Below are 20,189 nucleotides of genomic sequence, written 5' to 3'. Positions count from 1 at the left end.
TGGCTCCCTCAGGCGGTTGCGGCGTCGATGGCGGCCAGGTTGAGGGGGACGTAGGCGGGCTTCACGCAGGCTTCGATGGCGCGGCGCAGGTCGTCAAGGTCAAGCGGGATGCGGCCGACGGACAGCGCGCGGGCCAGCAGCAACGTGTTGAGCGCCTTGCGGCTGCCCACGCGCGCCACGAGCGCAGCGTCGTCCACGGCCACCAAACGCGCCGGGGTGCCCGCGAGCTGCGCCTCCAAGCGCGCGACGATGGCGTCCGCGCGGTAGGGGCGCCCCGAGAGCGCGACGGTCACCGGCTGGACGGGCGTCGTGGCGGTGACGAGCACGCCGTCGAGCGCAAGGTAGGGCAGCACGCGCGCAGCTTCGGCCGGCTCGAACGCTATCACGAGGTCGGCCGCGCCCCGCGCCACAAGCGGCGCATGCACGTCCTCGCCCGCATCGCCCATGCGCACATGCGACACCACGTTGCCCCCGCGCTGCGCCATGCCGATAGTCTCGGCGGTGCGCACCTGCCAGCCCTTCTCCTGCGCGGCCTGGGCCAGCACCTTCGCCGCAAGAACGGTGCCCTGCCCGCCCACACCCGCCAGCAGCACGTTACGCATGGGACCCTCCTTCCGCCGACGATGTTTCACGTGAAACATCGTTGCGCCTTGCAGGTCCGCTCACACGAGCAAGAGAATCCGCAACATCCGACGGAGCAGAGAGCGCGTCGAAGGGGCACACCTGCACGCACAGGCCGCAGCCGGTGCACAGGCTTGCGTCCACGAACGCCTGGCCGCGCTCCTTGCTGCGCGGCCCGCGCGCGTCGGCGTTAAAGCCGATGGCGGGGCAGCCTATCTCGGCGATGCACTTCTTGCAGCCGGTGCACGTCTGCGCGTCCACGGCTGCCGGCGCACCCGGCTTCGCCAGCTGGATGCAGGGGCTTTCGAACAGCACGGCCGACGGCCCCTCGTGGTCGATGGCCGTGCGCGCAGCAGCAACGGAACCCTCCAGATCAAGCGGATCCGCATGCACGATAACCTCCACGCCGATAGCCTCCAGCACGCGCTCGATGGACACCGGCGCGCGACGCGGCCCCATGAGCGTAACGCCGGTGCCGGGATGCGGCTGCGAGCCGGTCATGGCGGTGGTGGCGTTGTCGAGCACGCACACCGTGATGTCGTGGCCGTTGTACACGGCGTTCACGACGCCGGGCAAGCCGCTTGCGAAGAACGTGGAATCGCCCACGAACGCGAGCACCTTCTTGTGCGGTTCGGCCACGGCGAACCCCTGCGCCATGGTGATGCCCGCGCCCATGCACAGACACGTGTCCACCGCATCGAGCGGCTTGGCGTTGCCCAGCGTGTAACAGCCGATGTCGCCGCAGAACACGGCAGGCGTCGTGCCCAACGCGCGCTTGACGGCATAGAAGCTGCCCCTGTGCGGGCAACCCGCGCACAGCACCGGCGGGCGCACGGGAAGCGGGTCGTCGGCAGGGGCGTCGTAGGTTGCGGCGGGCGCGCACGCAAGGGCAAGCTCGTCCAGCCCGAAGAACGCCGCAATGCGGGCGGCGACATCGTCCACGTCGTTCTCGCCGCGATCGCGGGCATCGCCGGTCAGCTTGCCGCGCACGGCGAACGAGCCGTGCGTCGCGCCGCAAAACGCAAGCAGCTCGTCTTCCAGGAAGCAGTCAAGCTCCTCCAGCACCAGCACCTCGCCAAGCCCTTCCGCAAACGAGGCCACGGCCTTCGTCGGGAACGGGTAGGGCGTCCCCACCTGCATGAAGCGGTACGCGGGCAGCTCAACGCCCACTGCGGCTGCTCGCTCTTCCAACATGCGCAGCGCTTCGCGCGCATACGCCGCCGACACGCCGCCCGCCATGATGCCAAAGCGCGGGGCAACGCCCGCCGCGCCGCGCGCGTCCCCTTCCGACACCGGGTTGAACGCCGCCAACGTCGAATCATGCGCGAAATCGTGCGCGATCTGCGGCAGCCGCTTGTTGATCTCGCCATGCGCCTCGAAGGCGCGGCGCGGGAAGATGACCCACTTGGGATGGCGCTCGAAGCCCTCTTCCGGCACCGGACGAGCCTCGGTGACGTCCGCCACCTCGAAAAACGTCGAGGCGTGGTTGATGCGCGTGGTGGGCCGCACGATGACGGGCGTGCGATAGCGCTCCGAGAGGTCGAACGCGGCGCGCATCATGGCGAATCCCTCGTCAGGCGTGGAGGGATCGAGCACGGGCAGCTTTGCGAAGGAGGCGAACCGGCGCGTGTCCTGCTCGGTCTGCGACGAGATGGGGCCGGGATCGTCGGCCACGAACAGCACGAGGCCGCCTTTCACGCCCACGTAGTTCAAGCTCATGAGCGCATCGCTGGCCACGTTGAGGCCCACCTGCTTGCAGGTGAACAGGCAGCGCGCACCCGCGTACGACGCGCCGGCCAAAAGCTCGAGCGCGGCTTTCTCGTTGGTGGACCACTCCACGTGCACGCCGCGCGCAGAACCTGCCGCATGCAACCGAGCCACCGTTTCGATAAGCTCCGACGAAGGCGTGCCGGGATACCCCGCCACCACGCGCACGCCCGCCTCAAGCGCCGCATGGGCGAACGCCTCATTTCCCATCAGCAGTTTCTTTGCCATGATCTTCGCCGCCCCCGCTCTGGTCGCACAAGCGGGCGTTTCACGTGAAACACCCCTTTTGCCATGATAGCAAATGCGCCCAAGCCCGCCAGGACGCATCTGCGAAAGGGAGCCGCCGCCCGCCGCGAACGCATCTGCACTGAGAGTCCTGCGAAAAGGAGCTGTCCGCCGGCGCAAACGCGCCCGTGCCGGGGGTCCTGCGAAGAGGGTCCGCCCGCCAGGACGCATCTGCACCGGAGATCCTGCGAAGGGGTCCGCCGCCCTCGCGAAAGGGTCCGCGAAAGAAAGCCGCCGCCCGCCGCGAACGCGCCCGCATCAGGCGCCTTGCGAAGGGAAGCCCTCCGCCGCAAGACGCACCCGCGCCGGGCACCGGCCATCTGAGAAGGGCGCGAATGTCAAATCGAGGTAACGGTTTTCTTGCGACGCCGCCCGCGACGTGCGCCTTCGATACCATTTTCCACGTACCCGAAAGAGAGCAGGTATCCCATGAAATGCCCTGTCTGCAACGTTGACCTGGTTATGAGCGAGCGTCAAGGAATCGAGATCGATTACTGCCCACAATGCCGCGGCGTATGGCTGGACCGCGGCGAGCTGGACAAGATCATCGAGCGCTCGAACGCCTCGGCGGCACCGATGCCCGCGGCGGCGCCCTACCGCGAAGAACGCCGCTACGACGATGACTATCGCCGCTCGGACAGACGCTACGAAGACCACGACTACCGCAAGCCCTACAAAAAGAAGAAGCGGGGCGATTTCCTCAGCGACCTCTTCGAGTTCGGCGACTAACGCGGCAATCGACACTGCAACGAGAAGAAGAGGGGCGGGCGCCTCGAACGCGGCGCCCTGCCCCTCTTCGCTCCACGACTCTTGCGGCGCCGCCCTTACGCCTCGGCCATGGCGCGCTTGAAATCGACGATCTTCTGGCGTTCCTCGTCGCAGCCGGTGCCGAGGATCTGCACGGCCAGGATGGCGGCGTTCTTCGCGCCGTTGATGGCCACGCAGGCCACCGGCACGCCGGAGGGCATCTGCACCATGGACAATAGCGAGTCGAGGCCGCCCAAGTCGCTCGTCTTCATGGGCACGCAGATCACGGGGTTGGGCGTGTAGGCCGCCACCACGCCGCCCAGATGAGCCGCCTTGCCCGCCGCCGCCACGATCACGCGGATGCCGCGCTCGTGCGCAGAGCTTGCCCACTCGTGCACCTCGGCGGGCTTGCGATGCGCGCTGGCCACCTTCACCTCGTACGGCACGCCGAACTCGTCGAGCTGCTTCATGCACGGCTCCATGGCGGGCATGTCGCTTTCCGACCCCATGATGATGCCGACGACCGGGCTTTTCTCTTCGCTGGACATTCGCGCTCCTTCCTATGTGCTCCCAAATCGCAAAAAGGCCCGCTATCTGCGGGCCTTGGGTTCTCATGGTGGTCGGAGACGGACTTGAACCGCCGGCACGGGGATTTTCAGTCCCCTGCTCTACCAACTGAGCTACCCGACCATATCCTACGCCCTTGCGGACGCGAAACGGTATTATAGCAATCGCTCCCGTAGCGGTCAAACACAAGTTTTGCCAAACCTTCCGAGAAGCGGCATGAGGGTGGGCAAGCCGGCGAGGCGGCGAGCAAAGACGCTGCAAAATGCCTGCGAAAGGGCGCTGCGGGGAGAGCTACTCGGAAACCGAGCGCGCAACCGTCAAAGACTCGCCCGCAAGACCACCGGAAGCCCGCTTCACCTTGAAGTAGGTGGCCTCCGCTTCATCCCTAGGACGGCACTCGTCAAGTTCCACGGGAAGGAACTCGGTATGGCCCGAGAAGTCGAAAAGCACTTCTTGCTCGCCCTCCTCCCCTGAATCGCGCATCAAGGCAAGCGCTTGCAGGGCGTACGGGTCGGCCTCGAGAATCGTCCCGCGGCCAGTCAACGCACCGCTTGTCGTTCCTCCTGCGTGATCCTTCGCGCTTCCCTTTTCCGCAGCAATATGGTCAGAGCCGTTTTCCCTGGGAGGGGCTTCGGAAAGCCCCGTCCGTCGGCTGCCCATCGGGCGGGAAGGGCTTTCCGAAGCGTCTGATCAGGGGAAGCCCGGCCTGAGGATTGGTCAAAACGGGTCCGTGTCAATCCTGGTTTAACAGAGGGAAACCCTTCCTCTCTGGTAAACCAAGACTGACATAGGCCAGGCCGGTTCGCCGGGCAAAACCCTACCCGTCAGGCGGGGAGGGCCTTGCCCAGCGCCCGCCCGGGGAAGGCCCGGCCCGAGATTCGGCAAACGCCGGTTCGCGTCAACGGTGGTTTAACAGCGGAAACCCTTCCCGATGGCGAGAAATCACCGAAGTCGGAAGATCCGACGGCCCATATGCCCCCTCTAGTCCCGTTGCCGAATTGCCGACCTGGTGTTTTACTGGAAAAAGAAGGATTTCCGCTGCCGAGCTTTTCCGATTTCGGTGATTTCTCGCCAGCGGATGCCTCACTCCCTGTTAAACCAGCGTTGACATAGACCAGGCCGGTTCGCCGGGCAAAACCCTACCCGTCAGGCGGGGAGGGTCCTGCGCGGCGGGCCGGCCCGCGCCGATCCCGGTTCAACGGGGGCGCTTCCGTGAGCTGGTCACAAACCGCGCCCTGTGGCACGCCGGAGGGCCGATTCGGCGCGCCAACGGGCCGCGCGATTCCGGCGACCTGGGGTTTCTCCAGACGCGGAGGGGCCGGAGGGCGGAAAACCGGCCCCGCGCGTGCCACAGGGCGCGGTTTGTGACCAGCTCGGCGGGGGGCCGCGTGCCGCAGGGTCGGGCACGCGACATCAGCGTGCCGCAGGGTCGGGCACGCGACATCAGCGCGCCGCAGGGTCGGGCACGCGCGACGTCAGCGCGCGACGCCCCCGGCCTGCGCGACGTCCCCGGCGCGACGGGCCGGGGGCAGCCTCGGCGCGGAACGCGCGGCCGCGCCGTCAGTCCGCATCAACCCGCAGGCGCCGGCGCGACCGGGCAACCGCCAGCGCGGCAACGCCCGCAAGCGCAAAGACGGCCGCCGCCACGGGAGCGTCCCCCGTCGAGGCAAGCGGACCCGCCGGCTTCTCGCCGGAACCTGCCGCCCCATCAGCAGCGGAATCGGCAGCAGGACCCGAGCTGCCGTTCGCACCGCCGTCGGCCGGCCCCTGCGACGAGGGCGGCGTCTGCGAATCCGAACCCCAACCATCGCCCTGGCTGCCATCGGCTCCGCCGCCCGGCGCGCCCTCGCCCGAGCCGCCGCCAACGGAAGGCCCTCCCTCGGACGGCCCGGCCGGCTCCTCGCGGTAGGCTTCCACGGTGTAGAACGACGAAGCGGACGGCTCGTGGTTGCCATCGCCGGCCAGGCGCACCTCGTAGCGGCCGGGCGCCAACCCTTCCAGCACGCCGCCTGCGGGAACGGGCGTCCATTCCGCCGCGCCCTCCAAACGGTACTCAGAGCCTGCCGGCAAACCGCGAAGGGAGCCGTCGTTGCCGCCCGCCGTCGTCTCGGGCGCGCTCGACACCGCACCGGCGTCCAAATGCTGGGGCGCCTTGAAAATGCCCGAGGCAACCTGCCCCTCGATGCCCGCTTGGACAGACGCGCCCAGCGCGTAGTACTCGGCATCGGCGCCCGCCAGCCTGATGTTGGTCGCACGCACCGTCTTCGTGGCCGCGTTCGCATCGGCGAAAGACCAATCGGCCGTCGCGGAAACCTCGTCGGAGCCCTTCACGCCGGCAAGCAGCAGGCTAAGCGTCGCATCAGCGGGGACGCCGGTCGTGCCGTCGTACGCCTTCGCCGCATCGCCCATCACCGCAGCCGTCAGGGGAGCCTCCTTCAAAACGAGGGTCGCATGGTCAACGGCGTCCTCGAAGTTGGGCAGCCCCGTCACGCGCACGTACACCTCGTTCGCCCCCACCTTCAAAAGCTTGCCCGCTTCGGACCCCTTGGAAGTGTCCAGCACGAAATCCACGCGCGAGCCTTCCGAGACGCCTTCGGCCTGCGACCCCAGCAACACGCCGCCGTTGTCGGGATGGCCCAGGTAAAACATTGCCACAGGGGCTTCGTTCGCCACTGCGCCGCGCGCGTGGGCCGACGCGAGCGCGGGCGATACGGAAAACGTCACCGACTCGCCGTAAACCGCTGTGGCGACGTTGCCGTCCGGACCTTCCCCCTGGGAGGACCCGTCGATGGCGAACCCGAGGTCAACCGAGACGGCGGGCGCGGGGACGATGGACACCGAACCGGACACGTCCGAGGCGTCCAAAGCGTAGTTGCCCGCATCCGCGCCCAGCAAAGCGGCCGACGCGGCGAAGAACGGCTTGCCCGCGCCCGCTTCGGCGTCGGCAGCCGCGCCATCGGCCGTCGCGCGCACCGCCTCGCCCGGGAGGACGCCCTCCAGAACAAGCCTCACCTGCGTGAAGTCCGCCGTGCCGTCGTAGGGCTTGGATGCCGTGGAATCCTTTTCGTCAACCGTCGCCCTCAGAGCCTTCGGCTCAACGCTCACGGTCACGTCTGCGGATACGGCTTCGTAGGAAGCGGCGTCCAAACCTTCCGCCTGGAACACCGCGCGATGCGCCGCCTCCCCAACGCCGGGAACCGCCTGCGCGTCCTCCCATACCCAAACGCCGTCCACAGGCTGGCCCTGGTCGTTTGCGACCGCTCCGCCTTCAAGCCGCGCAGACGCAAGCTCGTCCCCGTACACGATTGGCCCCGAAGCCGCAGGAGCCTGCCGAACGACGAACGCCAGCTTCTCAAGCTTGACGGTCACCTGCTCCGAAGCGGGCGAGTCGTTGTAGTTTCCGTTGCCGGCGTAGCGCGCCTCGAAGACGTACGTGGCGCCGGGGATCAATCCGGAGAACGTGGGCGAGTCCTGCCACTCCCCTCCGTTCACGCGGTACTGCACGGTTTTGCCTTCCGCGCCCGCCGGCTTGGCGAGCACGACCGAGGTGCTTGTCGTGCTTGCCACCGCAGGGGCGGCCGGAGCGGCCTGATCGGCCTTCGCCACGCGGAAGTACAGGCTCACCGTGCCGGACCCCGACACGCCGCCAGCCGTGAAGCTGACGCTGGGGGCAAGCACGAAGGCCCCGTTCGAACCGCCGGCACCCACTCCCTTGCCGGTTTTGGCCGCCCAGGTTGCGACAACCTTCTGCCCTTTCTGCAGCGTCAGCCCGCCGGACCACGCAAGGCTGTTCGAGTTGGCCGGATTGGTCGGCTGGGAGGCGCCTTCGGGCACCGCGCAGGAAACGTAGGAGAAGTTCGAGGGGTTTCCGGCGGTGATGCCCGAGATGGTTGCGGGGGTGTCGGCAACGTTCTCAAGCGAAAGGGTCATGGTCGCCTGCTCGGCGGTGTAGCCGTACGGCGCCGTGCGATCCTGCTTCTCCACCTTCAAAGCCGTCAGCGTCGTCGTCGGCGACGCGAACATCGCGTACCCGGCGCCTTCGTTGGGGTTCGCGGCCTTCACGCGCACCTCGTACGCGCCGGCTTCGACGCCGGCAAGCGACGAGGCGGGCAGGTCCTGCCACGAGCCGCCTTCGGCGCGGTACTCGTAAGAGGCCCCTTCGGATGCGGCGGACAGCGAAAAGGCGGTGGTGATGGCGCCGTCCGCCTCCGAAAACGTCGAGGAAGCGGCCGGGGCCGCCGGTCGCGCACCCACTTCGAACGTCGCATCGTCGGCGCCGTTGCGGCTCACCTTGGCCTCAAGCACGGCCCCCTGCTCAAGCGCCTTGTCCAGCGCAGCCGTCAAGGGCGCTTCCAAAGAGTCGGCGGTCAGCGAAACCTCCTCCAAACCCAAATCTTGGCCGTCGGCGTCAACCCACGTCACCGTCGCGCCTGCAAAGCTCGCATCGAACGTCATCGTTTCCTCGCGGTAGTCGATGACCGGGCGGGTTTCGTCTTCGTAGAAGTCGAGCACCGCTGCGGCGAAGTAGTCGGCCCCGGTCCTTGAGGTCCTCTCCTGCAGCTTCACGTAACGCGCTTGCACGGTGTTAAACTCAAGCGCCTTCGTCGGACGCACGGCGCTGCCGCCGCCCCATTCCGCCTCGGTGAAGGTCCACGTCTTCACTTCCCGCCAGTTCGAGCCGTCCGAGCTGACGGACAGCGTCATTTTCAGAGGCAGGCCGTTTTTCGAGGTCACCTGGCGCGGCGTGAAATCCATGCGGTTCAGGTGCCGCTCGCGGCCCAGATCGACGGTGATCCACTTGTTGTGGTCGTTGGCATTCCAGGTGGTGTGCCAGGCTGTTGTTTTGTTGCCGTCCACGGCGTTTTCCTTGTGGCCGCTGTGGGCGGTGGCCTCGGTGGAGGCTCCCGTCGCCGTCATCTGCGCATAGGGGACGTAGCGCGCTTCCAGCTCGGGATTGCTCGTGAACGAGAAGCTTGCGGCGGGCGAGGGCAGCTTGGTGCCGGTCGCGGCCGTGCGCACCTGCACCGTCGCGGCGCCTTCGAAACGCACCGTCTCGTCAAGCGGCTTCCAAGCGTCGCCGTCCGCCATGCGGTATTCGTAAGAGCCTTTGTTGGAGCCGGCTATCACGTTGGCGGAGTCATGCGCGGACAGCGACGAAGGCGCAGAGGAGGTGGTTATGTCGATGGTGAACACCGAGGCGCCGCCGACGAACCGCACCTTGATGTCGTTTTCCGCCGTGATGCCAAAGACCTGCTCGTCGGTCAGCAGCACCGAATGCTCGAACACGTCCGTGAACGTGCTGCCGCCGTCCAAGCTGTACGACCAGGCCACGTCGGAGCCTTCGTACTGGGAGCCGAGCACTATCTTGTTGGCGTTGGCGCCCGAGAACGAGAACGTGGCAACCGTGGCGTCGGCGCGTTGCAGCAGCTTGTTCGCCATGTTCTTGCAAATGGTGGGCTGCAGCACATTGTTGCTGGTGGCGGACGTGGCCTTGGTCAGCGCGCCAATCCGCAGCGAATCGACGGCGCCCACGGCGCTGGCGGCGTCGCCGGTCAGCTTGCCGTTGACGATGGACTTCATCAGGTCGTGCATGGGCAGCGGGAAGTAGGTGAGCGCTTCTGAGAGCCGCGTGGCCAGCTCGATCCACTCCTGGGGGCTTGCGCCCTTTTCGGCGTGCAGGGCGATGGCCTTCTCCCACGTGTCGTAGTTGATGTCCTGCGCGTCAATCGCCCGATCGTAGATCTTCTCGCGATCGACCAGGTCGGTGAACGTGTCGGCGAGCAGCCTCATCTCGTACGCCTTCACGTAGCCGTCGAAGTCGTTGAGGGCCTCCTGCGCATAGGGGACGTAGGAGACGTTGTATTTGCCGTCTATCGTGGTCTTGCTTTTCTGGCCCCAGCCGCACAGAAGCCGCTCTCCCTTTTCGCTGCCCTGCCATCCGGAAATGTCGTTTTGCAGCGACCACGAGCCTTCCTGCTTTCCCGTGCGCACGTCCTGCATGAGGCCGTATTTCAGCGCGGCGGCATGGCCCGGCTGCCCGATGACGGAGGACGGAGTGCCGAAAGTGGCGTTGAGGTTGGCGTAGGTTTTGGCGAGCGATCCGCACACGCCGCCCTTGTCGAACACCATCCACGCCTTGTGGCGGCCGGACGTGCCGTAATCGACGTTCCACTCCTCTCCCTTCGAATTGGGGAAGTTGTCGTCCTCGTACTCGATGAGGTACCGGCCGTTGTAGCCGTTCTCGTACACCTTGTTCGAGTTCGCCGGGCTGACGACCCTTCCGTCGTAGTTGGCGGCGTTGTAGTAGGAGGCGTTGTTGTAGCCGTTATTGCTTGTCCAGTTGGAGGTGTAGGCGATGTAGGAGTAGGCGTCCTCGCGGTTCTTCTGGTTGTTGGGGTTTTTGGTGCGCGCGTAATTGCTCAGCCAGGGAATCTGGTTGTCGTCTATGTTGGAGTCCATCACCCAGCGCATCTCCTCGATCTCCAGCTCGTCGAAGATGTTGGTGTGGAACAGGTACTCGTCGGCGTTTTCGCGGAACGTTTTGTAGATGAGGTAGCGCTTCACCGGGTCGGAGGCGTCGCTGTTGCCCGTCCAGTACTTCACGTTGGCGGTGTGGGTGAGCGACAGCGTCACCATCATGCGCAGGTACACGTCCGCGTCGGTGCCGGTCAAATCGGCGTTGTAAGCGGCGTGCAGCGTACGGAAGATGTCCAAGGACTTGGAATAGTTGTTGTTCACGGGGTTGCCGCCGGTCACGTAGTAGCGCAGCGCGTCGGCGTTGCCCATGAACCACTCCAGAAACGCCGCGTTCTCGTCGGAGGCTCCCGCCCAGGTGGAAAGCGTGCCTTGGGTGGCGGCTTTCGTGAGCGCGCGCTGGAGCAGCGTCAGCTCGTCTTGCTCGGACAGCGCGCCGGACGCGATGTCCGAAAGCCACGAGTCCAGAGCTTTCTGCTTGAGCTGCGCGTCGTAGGAGGCAAGGTCCCGCACGGCCGACCCGCCGTCGGCGGCAAGCGCCGGGGCGGCGGAGACAACCGGGGCCACGGAGGCCGCCAGGACCACCGCCAACGCCGCCGACGCGATGCGCTTCGGCGCGTGGAGAAGCCGTTTCGAACCGTCTTTCTTCAGTACGCGAAAACCTGATGTGCGCATGCGCGTTCCGTCCTTGTCGATCGTTTTCCGGTCGGCCCTTAAATGTTACCGACACTCTATTAAATAATCTTTACGATCTTACCTGAGGTTCCGCACGAAGGTAAAGGGAGGGACGGCCCATCGTCCGCCGAATTCGATGGGGGCAAGGGGGGCGCGAAGCGGGAAGCGCAGCGGGCGCGGGGCGGGGGGCGGGCGGCGGAAAACGCGGCGTGAATGCACGGGGAGGCGAACGCGGAGAGCAACATGCATGCACGGTGAGGGCGGGCGCGGAGGGCGGGCGGACCCGCGGCCTGCTCCGAATGCGCCCCGGAGCGGACCGACCCGACCTCAAGGCCGCTTCCGGAAACCAAGTTGAAGCCCCCCGGATGTTTCACGTGAAACATCCGGGGGCGAAGCGCGCGGATCGGACGCGGAGCGGCGTAAAGCGCTACTCTCTTGCGCAGCCGTCGCCGAAGATCAGCTCGCGCTCCTCGCCGGTGAGGGCGGCGCGCGCCTGGTCGCGCAGGTTGTTCACGCCGATGAAGAACTGGCGCATCATCACCACCATGAGGTAGCGGCCGCGCGGCGTGAGCGTCAGCTCGTCATGCGTGTCGCGGTCGAACGCGCCCGCCGCCTTCATGAACGCCATCTCCACGGGCAGCCCGGCCTCCACCGTGCACCCGAAGTCGCGCTCCCACGCGCGCTTGTCAAGCCGCAGCCCGAACAGCTGCATCATGAAGCGGTAGCGCATGCGGTCGCGCTTGCTGAACGTCGTCTTGCCCATGAGCGACATGCGGCCGGACTCGATGGCCGCGTTGTAGTCCTTCACCGAGAACGTGTTCACGTACAGGCTCTCGCCCAAATACGTGATGCCGCCCGACCCGATGGCCGGGTACTCCTCGTAGTCCACCACGTACTCGTCGATCATCGCACGCGGGGCTTCCACAGGTCCACCAACGTCAGCGAGGGTTTCCCCAGTGTCCCGCATCGTGGGGATGGCGGAGGCGTAGCGTACTTCGGTACGTGCGCCTCCATCATCGCCGCGAGGCGGGGTGCTGGGGGAAGCCGCAGCGTCGGCCCGTTCCGTCGGCTGGCAAGCCGACGGAACCGACAGGCGGTTGAACGTCCACGCCGAGCCGTGCTCGAACAGCGGAGCGTCGCCGCCGGCCAGAAGCTCGTCGATGATCTGGTAGAAACGCTGCTCGCGCGCGTAATCCACCTTGCCCACGGTGCGCGCCAGCGAGCGCGCCACGCTCGGCGACGCCATGAGCGGGTAGAACGTGGTTTGGCTGGCGCCGCTTTCCACCACGCGCTCGATGTCGCTGATGAGGATGTCCTCGGTTTGCGCGGGGAAGTTGAAGATCATGTCCGCGTTCATGGAGACGAAATACGGGCTGGCCTCCTGGATGCGCTCCAGGATCTCCTGCCCGCAGCCGTACTTGTCATAGCGGTCCATCTGCTTGAGCAGCCCGTCGTCGAAACTCTGCACGCCCACGGAAAGGCGCTGCACACGCCCTTTCAGCTTCTCCAAATACGGACGCGTCAGGTGGTTCGGGTTCGTCTCGCTCGACACCTCCCTGATGGAGAACGTCTCGCGCGCCAGATCAATGGTGTCGCACAGCTCGTCGAGCATGATGGTGGGCGTGCCGCCGCCCACGTACAGGCTCTCGAAATCGTAGCCCAACTCTTTGAGCATCATCATCTCACGGCGCATGTTTTCGAAGTAGGGCCGCGCGCGCTCCTCCGAGAACGGGAAACGGTTGAAACTGCAGTACGGGCACAGCCGCTCGCAGAACGGCACGTGCATGTACAGCATGTAGCGCTGACCCGGCACGGGCGCGGGAACGCGCGCCTCCTCGGTGGGCCGAAGCTTCAGATAGCGGTTCGTGCACTGGCGGACGACGGTTGTGAGCAGGCGTTCGGAAAGCATCAGGCGCCCTGCTCTTCCCGACCGGCGATGGCGCGCTTGCCAATGTCCAAACGGTGCTGCTTGCCCTCGAAGTTGATGAGGTCGCACGCCTCGTACGCCTTCTCGCGGGCCTCTTCGAACGAATCCCCCAGCGCCACCACGTTGAGCACGCGCCCGCCGGCGGTCACCAGCTCGCCGTCGCGGTTGAGCGCCGTGCCGGCATGGAACACCGTCACGCCCTCTACGGCCTCGGCCTCGTCAACGCCCAGGATGACCTTGCCCTTCTCGTAAGAGCCCGGGTAGCCCTCGCTCGCCAGCACCACGCACACGGCCCACTGCTCCGACCAGCGCAGGTCAACATCCGCAGGACGCCCCTGCGCCACGGCCAGCATCACCTCGGCCAGATCGCTTTCCAAACGCGGCAGCACCACCTGCGTCTCGGGATCTCCGAAACGCGCGTTGAACTCGATGATCTGGGGACCGGCAGGCGTCAGCATGAACCCGCCGTACAAAACGCCGCGATAATCGTGCTCGAACTCGCGAGCCGTGGCCTTAGCGGCGCGCTCCATGATGGCATGCATGGCGGCCAACTCGTCGGACGTCACGATGGGCACCGGGGAGTACGCCCCCATGCCGCCCGTGTTCGGCCCGCGATCGCCGTCGAAGGCGCGCTTGTGGTCCTGGGCCGTGGCCATGCAGCGGGCCTTGCCGTCGCTCACGAAGGCGAGCAGCGAGCACTCGGGGCCCGTCAGGCACTCCTCGATGACCACCGTGGAGCCCGACGCGCCAAACGCGCCCTCGAAGCAGGACCGCACGGCGTCCTCGGCGTCCTCCAGCTCGTCGGCCACCACCACGCCCTTGCCCGCAGCCAGGCCGTCGGCCTTCACCACAACGGGAGCGCCCAGCTCGCGCACGTAGGCAAGGGCCGGCTCCAGCTCGGAGAAACTGCGGTAGCGCGCCGTGGGAATGCCGTTGCGCTCCATGAACTGCTTGCTGAACGTCTTGCTGCCCTCCAGCTGGGCACCCTGCGCGTCGGGGCCGAACACGGGGACGCCGGCCTCGCGCAGCACGTCCGCCACGCCCGCCACCAACGGCGCCTCGGGGCCCACGACCACCAGCCCCACGGCGTGGTCGCGCACGAACCCGAGCACGGCCTGCCCGTCCTCCGGGTTCAGCCCGGGCACGTTCTTCGCCAGCCGGTCCGTGCCCGCGTTGCCCGGTGCGACGAAAAGCTCTTCGCACCGGGGCGATTTCGCCAGCGCCCATGCTATGGCGTGCTCGCGGCCGCCGCCGCCCAATACCAAGATGTTCATTCCAGGTCCTTTCAAACCCACTTGCCTCGCGCCATCTCACGTGAGACGGCGCGCGTTCGTCGTGCGTTGGTCCCGCTGGCCGCCCGCAGCGTCAGCGAAAAGCGCCAAGGTGCCCAAGGTCGCGGGGAGGGCGAGGCGACGCACGCCTCAGCGCGCAGGCCCCGCCTTGCCGCGAGATCGGGCGCTTTGGCGCTTCGCGGCAGCAACCCGTTTCGCCGTTCGGCGAAACGGCGGGGCTTCTTACCGCATGATGGTCTGATCGCGGTCGGGCCCCACGGCGATGATGCTCACGGGCACGCCCACCGTGCGCTCCAGGTACTCCACGTAGCGCTGCGCGTTCTCCGGCAGCTCCTCGAAGGTGCGGCAGCCGGTGATGTCCACGCCCTTCCAGCCGGGAAGCTCCTCGTACACAGGCTTGGCGTGGAACAACACGCTTTGCTGCATGGGGAAGTAGTCGTACACCTTGCCGTCGCACTCGTAGGCCGTGCACACCTTGATGGTGTCGAACGCCGAGAGCACGTCCAGCTTGGTCAGCGCCACGTCGGTGAGGCCGTTCACCTCGGCCGCGTAGCGCGCGATGACGGCGTCGAACCAGCCGCAGCGGCGCTTGCGCCCCGTGGTCACGCCGAACTCGTGGCCCACTTGGCACAGAAGCTCGCCCACCTCGGCCTCCTCGCCTTCGCCGCCGTCTTCGGCAAAGCGCTGCTCAGTGGGGAAGGGGCCGCCGCCCACGCGCGTGATGTAGGCTTTCTGGATGCCCAGCACGCGGTCGATGGCCGTGGGGCCCACGCCCGATCCCGTGGCCGCGCCGCCCGCGCAGCACGACGAGGACGTGACGTAGGGGTAGGTGCCGTGGTCGATGTCGAGCAGCGTGCCCTGCGCGCCCTCGAAAAGAATCGACTTGCCCTGGCGCACGGCGTCGTTGAGCAGCTGCGCCGTCTCGGCCATGTAGGGCTTGAGAATGCGCGCGTAGGGCAGGTACTCCTCGCAGATCTCCTCCACCGTGTAGGTGTGCAGGCCGTAGATCTTCTCCAAAACAGGGTTTTTCTGCGCGAGCGCCGTCTCCAGCTTCAAGCGGAAGATCTTCTCGTCCAGCAGATCCTGCACGCGGATGCCCTTGCGCGCGGCCTTGTCCTGATAGCACGGGCCGATGCCGCGCTTGGTGGTGCCTATCTTGTTGTCGCCGAGGCGCTTCTCGTCCGCGCCGTCGAAGTCCTTGTGATAGGGCATGATGATGTGCGCGTCGCAGCTGATCTTGAGGTTCTTGCACGAGATGCCCTCGGCCTCCAACATGGCCATCTCCTTGATGAGCACGCCGGGGTCAATGACCACGCCGTTGCCTATCACGGGCACCGCGTTCTCGTACATAACGCCGGAGGGCATGAGGTGAAGCGCCAGCTTCTTGGTGCCGTGGATGACCGTGTGGCCGGCGTTGTTGCCGCCCTGGTAGCGCACCACGTAGTCGTAGTCGCTCGCTATCAGGTCGGTGATCTTGCCTTTGCCTTCGTCCCCCCATTGGGCGCCAACCAGAACTGTGCTCGGCATGTATGTGCGTCCTTTCGTCGCCTGATGGGGCGCGCAGATCGGCCGCCCCGCAACCTTTCACAGTATAGTACAGGAGTCCTGAGCTTCCATGCGAGATTCCAACGATGTGCGAAGGCTTCAAATTCGCGCGGACAAGGCGCTGGATCGCAACGTTTTGGATTGTTCGGCATGCTCGCCCATGAAGCCCTCGTCGGAAGACAGGATGTTTTACGTGAAACATCCTGGGGCGCGAGGGGCGGACGGGATGCCGGAAAGGGCGGCGAGCGGGTGACGACATCGGGGGAGGTGGGCGGCAGGCGGACGGCGGCATGGGGGGGTGCCGGGGAGGGCGGCATCCGAGGCCGGCAGCGAGGGAGGCGAGCCGATAGCGGCATCCGGGGGCAGTGGCGGGGCCTCCATGCAAGATGATCGGCCGTTTTTGGACAAGTTCCCGAGTTATGAGTCCCCAGTTGCCGAGTTATGAGTTTTCCTTTCGGCCGGCATTTCGATGACTGCAACGATTTCAATTCTTGACCTGGGATTTCAGATGCGCGAGCGAGGCGGGTTGCGACGGGGACCCGGGAGAGGCCCCGAGAAAGACTCATAATCGGGGAACTTGTGACTCATAACTCGAGAACTTGGGCGTTTTTCGCGATGTATCTCGCATGGAGGGGCGCTTGCCGCCCAAAACCTGGACTCGCCCCCTCCCCGCCGCCCGGGGTGTTTCACGTGCAACATCCCGGGCGCAGCCGGCGGGCGCACGCGACCGGCAGGCTCAAACCCTCCTCACAGTTCCACCTCGTTGAGCGTTGGGTCGGCGGCGCGCAGGGCTTCGACAACCTCTTCGTGGCAGGTGAACAGGATCACCTGGCGATGCCGGGCCAGCTCGGCCAGCGCCTCGGCCGCTCCGGCACGGCGCTGCGCGTCGAAGTTCACCAGGATGTCGTCGGCCAAGATGGGGATGGCGCGGCCCACGTTGTCCGCGCATATGAGCAGGGCGATGCGCAGCGCCAGGTACAGCTGCTGGCAGGTGCCCAGCGACAGGTGCACGGGATCGCGCACGGTTTTGACCGCGTCCGTCACTTGCAGGCGACCGTCCACCGCCAAGGACACCTTCGTCCAGCGGCCGTCGGTCATGAGCGCCAACAGGCGGCTAGCCTGGCGGTACACCTCGGGCTGGCTCTTGCTCTCCCAAGCGGCGATGGCGGCCTCCAGCATGCGGCGCGCCAGAAGCAGGCGGGCGTAGTCGCAGGCGCTCTCCTCCATGCGCGTGCGCACCTGCTCGCATTCCAGCTTGATCTCGTCGAACTCGCGTTCCTCCTCGGCGCGGGACAGCAGCTGCTTGAGCTCGCCGTAGCGGCGGTTCAAGCGCTCGCTCGTCTCCATGAGCGCCGAACGCTGCTTGGACTTTTGCGAAAGGATGGCGTCCAACGCTTCCACGGTCCGCTCCGCAGACACGCCGGCTTGGTCGAACAGGCGCCTGCGCTGGCGTTTCGCCAGCGCAAGGCTCTCCTCCAGAGAGCTGCGCCTTGAAACGAGGGCTTGGCGGCGCTGACGGTACAGCCCCGCCTCGGCGCGGGCGTCCTTCGCCTCGTCCAACAAGGTTCGGGCGCGGCGGAACGACCCCTGCGCCTCCCGCAGCCCCGACGCGTCAAGCTCGTCGCGCATCCGCGCGCGAAACGCCTCCCGGCTCTCCCGGCATGCCTCCAGTTTCTTCTTGTCCTGCAGCATCACCCACTGGGCATCGCGCAGGCGGGCCTCCTCCTCGTCGGCCTTCTTGTCGGGCCGAAACAGCATGACGAGCGCCGCCAAGGCCACGATGACGGCGATGACCACCAGCCCGACGCCGCCCACCGTGAACGACAGGCTGTTGATCTCGCGCCCATGCATGAACAAGGGCACACCCGAGAACAGGAAGATGAGCGGCAGCGCGACGGAAAGCGCCACCTGCACGCTTCTCTGGCGGCGCAGCACGCCCTGCATCGAGGGGTCGTCCGCCGTTTCGAGCAAAGCCTCGTAAGCCGCCTTCGACGAGGAGAAGTTGTCCTGGGCCAGATCGACCGCGTGATCGCACTTCGCCTCGTCCACAGCCAGCGCCTCCAAACGGTCGCGCAAGGCGCGCTCCTCCGAAGCCTCCAGGCGGATTAGCTGGGAAAGCGCCGCGTCCTCGCGAAGGCGGCGCTGGGCGCGCAGGTCCTCCTCCTCGTCGCGCAGCGCGGCTATCCTCTCCTCCAGCGCCTCCAGCTCGGCGTCCAGCTTCTCCGCGTTCGCCCGATGGGCGGTCAGGGCCTCTATTTCCGAGTTGAGGGCGTCCAGACGCGCCAGCAGCTCGTCGCGCTGGGGCGCCAGATCGCGAAACTCCTTGTCCTCGCGCTTGAGGCGCTCGGCGCGGTCGGAGGCCGCGGAAAGCTCGGCGAGCAGGCGGTCGCGGCGCGCGGCCAGGTTCGTCAGGGAGTGCCCGACGCCCGACGCGCGCGAGGTGTACTCGGCCAGGCGCTCCTGCACCAAGGCGCGCGCATGGGCGGGCGAGGCGCCGGTGCCCGACCCGGCCGTGAGCAGCTTCGCCGTCACGTCGGTGGTGTTGCGCAGGGTGCGCAGCTCGTCGCTGGTGAGGGAGAACATGGTCTTGAACGTCTCGCGGTCCAGGTCGGCCACCAAAGAGGCGTCCCCCTGCAGGCCGTCGGCGTTGCGCGTACGCGACAGCTCCGCCTCGCCGTCCGGCAGCGAGAAGAACAGCGAGCCCGACCGCTCGGCGTTCTCCGGCTTGTAGGTGTTGCGCACGCCCCGGGCCTCTTCCCACCCGAACAGCACGCCGCCCACAAACGAAGCCACCGTGGTCTTGCCCGCCTCGTTGCGCCCAATCACCACGTTGAGGCCCGAAGCGAACGGACCGACGGCCTTGTTCGAAAGCGCCCCGAACGCCGTTATCTTGATATGCTCCAAATACGGCCGCGTCATCGTTCGTCCCCTTGGGCGAGCAGATCAAGGACCAGATCCTCCGCCTCCGCGGCCAGCTGGGCCACCGACCGGACGCATGACCCGGGCAGCTGGATGTTCTTTGCCAGAAACTCGTCCTGCAGAAACGCCACCGCCTGGTCGGGGTCGCTTCGCTGCGCGGCGGCCGCCTGCAAAAACACAGCCGGGAACAGCCCTTCCCTGCGCAGGGCCTCCTTGTCGCGCGCATCTGTGGTCCCGTCCACCAACGCATCGCAGAAAAACAGCGGATACGAATCGTTCAGGTGCTTGCGCAAATCGGCCAGCACGTCGGGACGCTCCAGAACCGCATGCAGCGGCGTGGCGCCCCGCAGCGTGATGCGCGAAACCATCTCCTCGCAGTGGGCCTTGCCGTTTTCGCGGAACAGCTCGCGCATGATCTTGTCGGTGACGGCCGGCAGGTTCGGGCAGTCCTCAACGTCCACGTCCAAACGCTGCCACACCACGCTGGCCGTGGGCACGGGCTCTATCCTGTTGGGACGGCCCTTCTCAAGTGTGACGCAGTAGACGCCCCGCTCGCCCGTCTCCTTGATGTCGCGGCCTTGGATGCAGCCGGAGAACACGAGCTTCGGATCGTCGAAGGAGGGGTACGCGTAGCGCACGTGCACGTGCCCCAGCGCCCAGTAGTCCATGCCCGCGGACAGAAGCTTCGCAGGCTCCACCGGGGCCTTCAAGTCGTCCAGATGCAGCCCGGTGTGCAGCACGCCCACGGAAAACGGCGCTTGCGCGGCGCGCGGATGCTCGGCGGAAAGCGCGGCCACGGCCGCCTCGCGCGTGACCCCTTCGGCTATGCACTCGTCGGCGGGCCAGGTTTGGTTGTAGTAGCCCCGGCCTCCTATCAGGCACAGCGGCTCGCCGTCGCGCTCGTGCAGCGCGAAACCGGGCCTGTCACCCGGCAGCATGACGGCGTTTGCGGGAAGCGAGAAGAAGTCGTGCTGCCACGAGGTGTACGGATCATGGTTGCCCGTCACCAGGTAAACGGTGATGCCGGCCTCCTCCAAGCGGCGCAGGCCCTCGAAGAAGCGCCGGTAGTCGCCGTAGGAGGGGCGCGCGGTGTCGAACACGTCCCCCGCCATCACCACGAAGTCCGCATCGCGCGCGATGGCCGCGTCGATGACGCGGTCGTACGCCTCCGCCAGCGCGGAGAGCAGGCGCGCCGCCCAGGCGTCCGAAAGCGCGCGCAGGCCCCGGAAGGGCGCGCCCAGGTGCAGGTCGGCGGCGTGGATGAATGTCACGTGTTCAGGCATAGGTGCAGTGTAGCGCGAATGGGGCCGTGCCAAGGATCGCAAGACGCCGCCTGCGGAAGAATCTTCGACGAAATCCACGAAGAAACG

At 66.7% G+C, this 20,189-nt stretch carries 11 protein-coding genes and 1 tRNA gene; 1 reads left to right on the top strand and 11 read right to left on the bottom strand.

The features are described from left to right. Positions 1–8: 8 nt before the first annotated feature. On the bottom strand, positions 9–602 hold the full coding sequence (locus ACWKY3_RS08880; RefSeq protein ID WP_449316058.1) for an indolepyruvate oxidoreductase subunit beta: 594 nt from the start codon (positions 600–602) through the stop codon (positions 9–11). After that, positions 595–2,616 carry a thiamine pyrophosphate-dependent enzyme gene (locus tag ACWKY3_RS08875; protein ID WP_449316057.1) on the bottom strand — a complete coding sequence of 674 codons (2,022 nt, stop codon included), beginning with the start codon at positions 2,614–2,616 and terminating at the stop codon, positions 595–597. Before ACWKY3_RS08875 ends, ACWKY3_RS08880 begins: the two co-directional genes overlap by 8 nt. A 486-nt stretch (positions 2,617–3,102) precedes the next feature. Between ACWKY3_RS08875 and ACWKY3_RS08870 the strand changes: the two genes are divergently transcribed. Continuing rightward, positions 3,103–3,402, top strand: a complete 300-nt coding sequence (locus tag ACWKY3_RS08870) for a TFIIB-type zinc ribbon-containing protein (protein ID WP_449316056.1) — start codon at positions 3,103–3,105, stop codon at positions 3,400–3,402. A 95-nt stretch (positions 3,403–3,497) separates the two neighbouring features. On the opposite strand, the gene purE is transcribed toward ACWKY3_RS08870, so the two are convergent. From purE to ACWKY3_RS08825, 9 genes are all read right to left on the bottom strand, one after another. After that, complete coding sequence (gene purE, locus ACWKY3_RS08865) at positions 3,498–3,968, bottom strand: 5-(carboxyamino)imidazole ribonucleotide mutase (RefSeq protein ID WP_449316055.1); 471 nt, start codon at positions 3,966–3,968, stop codon at positions 3,498–3,500. 66 nt (positions 3,969–4,034) lie between these two features. Next, positions 4,035–4,110 (bottom strand) — tRNA-Phe (locus ACWKY3_RS08860). A gap of 168 nt (positions 4,111–4,278) precedes the next feature. Next, a complete protein-coding gene (locus tag ACWKY3_RS08855) occupies positions 4,279–4,470 on the bottom strand; it encodes a hypothetical protein (RefSeq protein ID WP_449316054.1) in 192 nt (63 codons plus the stop codon). 1,077 nt (positions 4,471–5,547) lie between these two features. Next, positions 5,548–11,136, bottom strand: a complete 5,589-nt coding sequence (locus ACWKY3_RS08850; protein ID WP_449316053.1) for a YDG domain-containing protein — start codon at positions 11,134–11,136, stop codon at positions 5,548–5,550. Between the two features lie 427 nt (positions 11,137–11,563). Further along, positions 11,564–13,045, bottom strand: coding sequence for a radical SAM protein (locus ACWKY3_RS08845; RefSeq protein ID WP_449316052.1), 1,482 nt, complete (start codon positions 13,043–13,045; stop codon positions 11,564–11,566). After that, positions 13,045–14,337 (bottom strand): phosphoribosylamine--glycine ligase, encoded by a 1,293-nt coding sequence (purD, locus tag ACWKY3_RS08840; RefSeq protein WP_449316051.1) that lies wholly within the window; start codon positions 14,335–14,337, stop codon positions 13,045–13,047. The genes ACWKY3_RS08845 and purD overlap by 1 nt, the downstream gene beginning before the upstream one ends. Before the next feature lie 240 nt (positions 14,338–14,577). Then, positions 14,578–15,882 (bottom strand): adenylosuccinate synthase, encoded by a 1,305-nt coding sequence (locus ACWKY3_RS08835; RefSeq protein ID WP_449316050.1) that lies wholly within the window; start codon positions 15,880–15,882, stop codon positions 14,578–14,580. A gap of 765 nt (positions 15,883–16,647) precedes the next feature. Next, entirely contained in the window at positions 16,648–18,819 is a 2,172-nt protein-coding gene (locus ACWKY3_RS08830; RefSeq protein ID WP_449316049.1) for an ATP-binding protein, read from the bottom strand. Next, on the bottom strand, positions 18,816–20,090 hold the full coding sequence (locus ACWKY3_RS08825; RefSeq protein ID WP_449316048.1) for a metallophosphoesterase family protein: 1,275 nt from the start codon (positions 20,088–20,090) through the stop codon (positions 18,816–18,818). Before ACWKY3_RS08825 ends, ACWKY3_RS08830 begins: the two co-directional genes overlap by 4 nt. Between the last annotated feature and the right edge of the window lie 99 nt (positions 20,091–20,189).

Source organism: Rubneribacter sp., from assembly GCF_965361815.1.
The sequence above is the reverse complement of the archived record's forward strand: the minus strand, read 5'-3'. Positions and strand labels throughout refer to the sequence as shown.

What these genes read in the sequence shown, in the direction of transcription:
- ACWKY3_RS08880 (WP_449316058.1), bottom strand. Translation starts at nt 602, where the DNA reads ATGCGTAACGTGCTGCTGGCGGGTGTGGGCGGGCAGGGCACCGTTCTT.
- ACWKY3_RS08875 (WP_449316057.1), bottom strand. Translation starts at nt 2,616, where the DNA reads ATGGCAAAGAAACTGCTGATGGGAAATGAGGCGTTCGCCCATGCGGCG.
- ACWKY3_RS08870 (WP_449316056.1), top strand. Translation starts at nt 3,103, where the DNA reads ATGAAATGCCCTGTCTGCAACGTTGACCTGGTTATGAGCGAGCGTCAA.
- purE (WP_449316055.1), bottom strand. Translation starts at nt 3,968, where the DNA reads ATGTCCAGCGAAGAGAAAAGCCCGGTCGTCGGCATCATCATGGGGTCG.
- ACWKY3_RS08855 (WP_449316054.1), bottom strand. Translation starts at nt 4,470, where the DNA reads ATGCGCGATTCAGGGGAGGAGGGCGAGCAAGAAGTGCTTTTCGACTTC.
- ACWKY3_RS08850 (WP_449316053.1), bottom strand. Translation starts at nt 11,136, where the DNA reads ATGCGCACATCAGGTTTTCGCGTACTGAAGAAAGACGGTTCGAAACGG.
- ACWKY3_RS08845 (WP_449316052.1), bottom strand. Translation starts at nt 13,045, where the DNA reads ATGCTTTCCGAACGCCTGCTCACAACCGTCGTCCGCCAGTGCACGAAC.
- purD (WP_449316051.1), bottom strand. Translation starts at nt 14,337, where the DNA reads ATGAACATCTTGGTATTGGGCGGCGGCGGCCGCGAGCACGCCATAGCA.
- ACWKY3_RS08835 (WP_449316050.1), bottom strand. Translation starts at nt 15,882, where the DNA reads ATGCCGAGCACAGTTCTGGTTGGCGCCCAATGGGGGGACGAAGGCAAA.
- ACWKY3_RS08830 (WP_449316049.1), bottom strand. Translation starts at nt 18,819, where the DNA reads ATGACGCGGCCGTATTTGGAGCATATCAAGATAACGGCGTTCGGGGCG.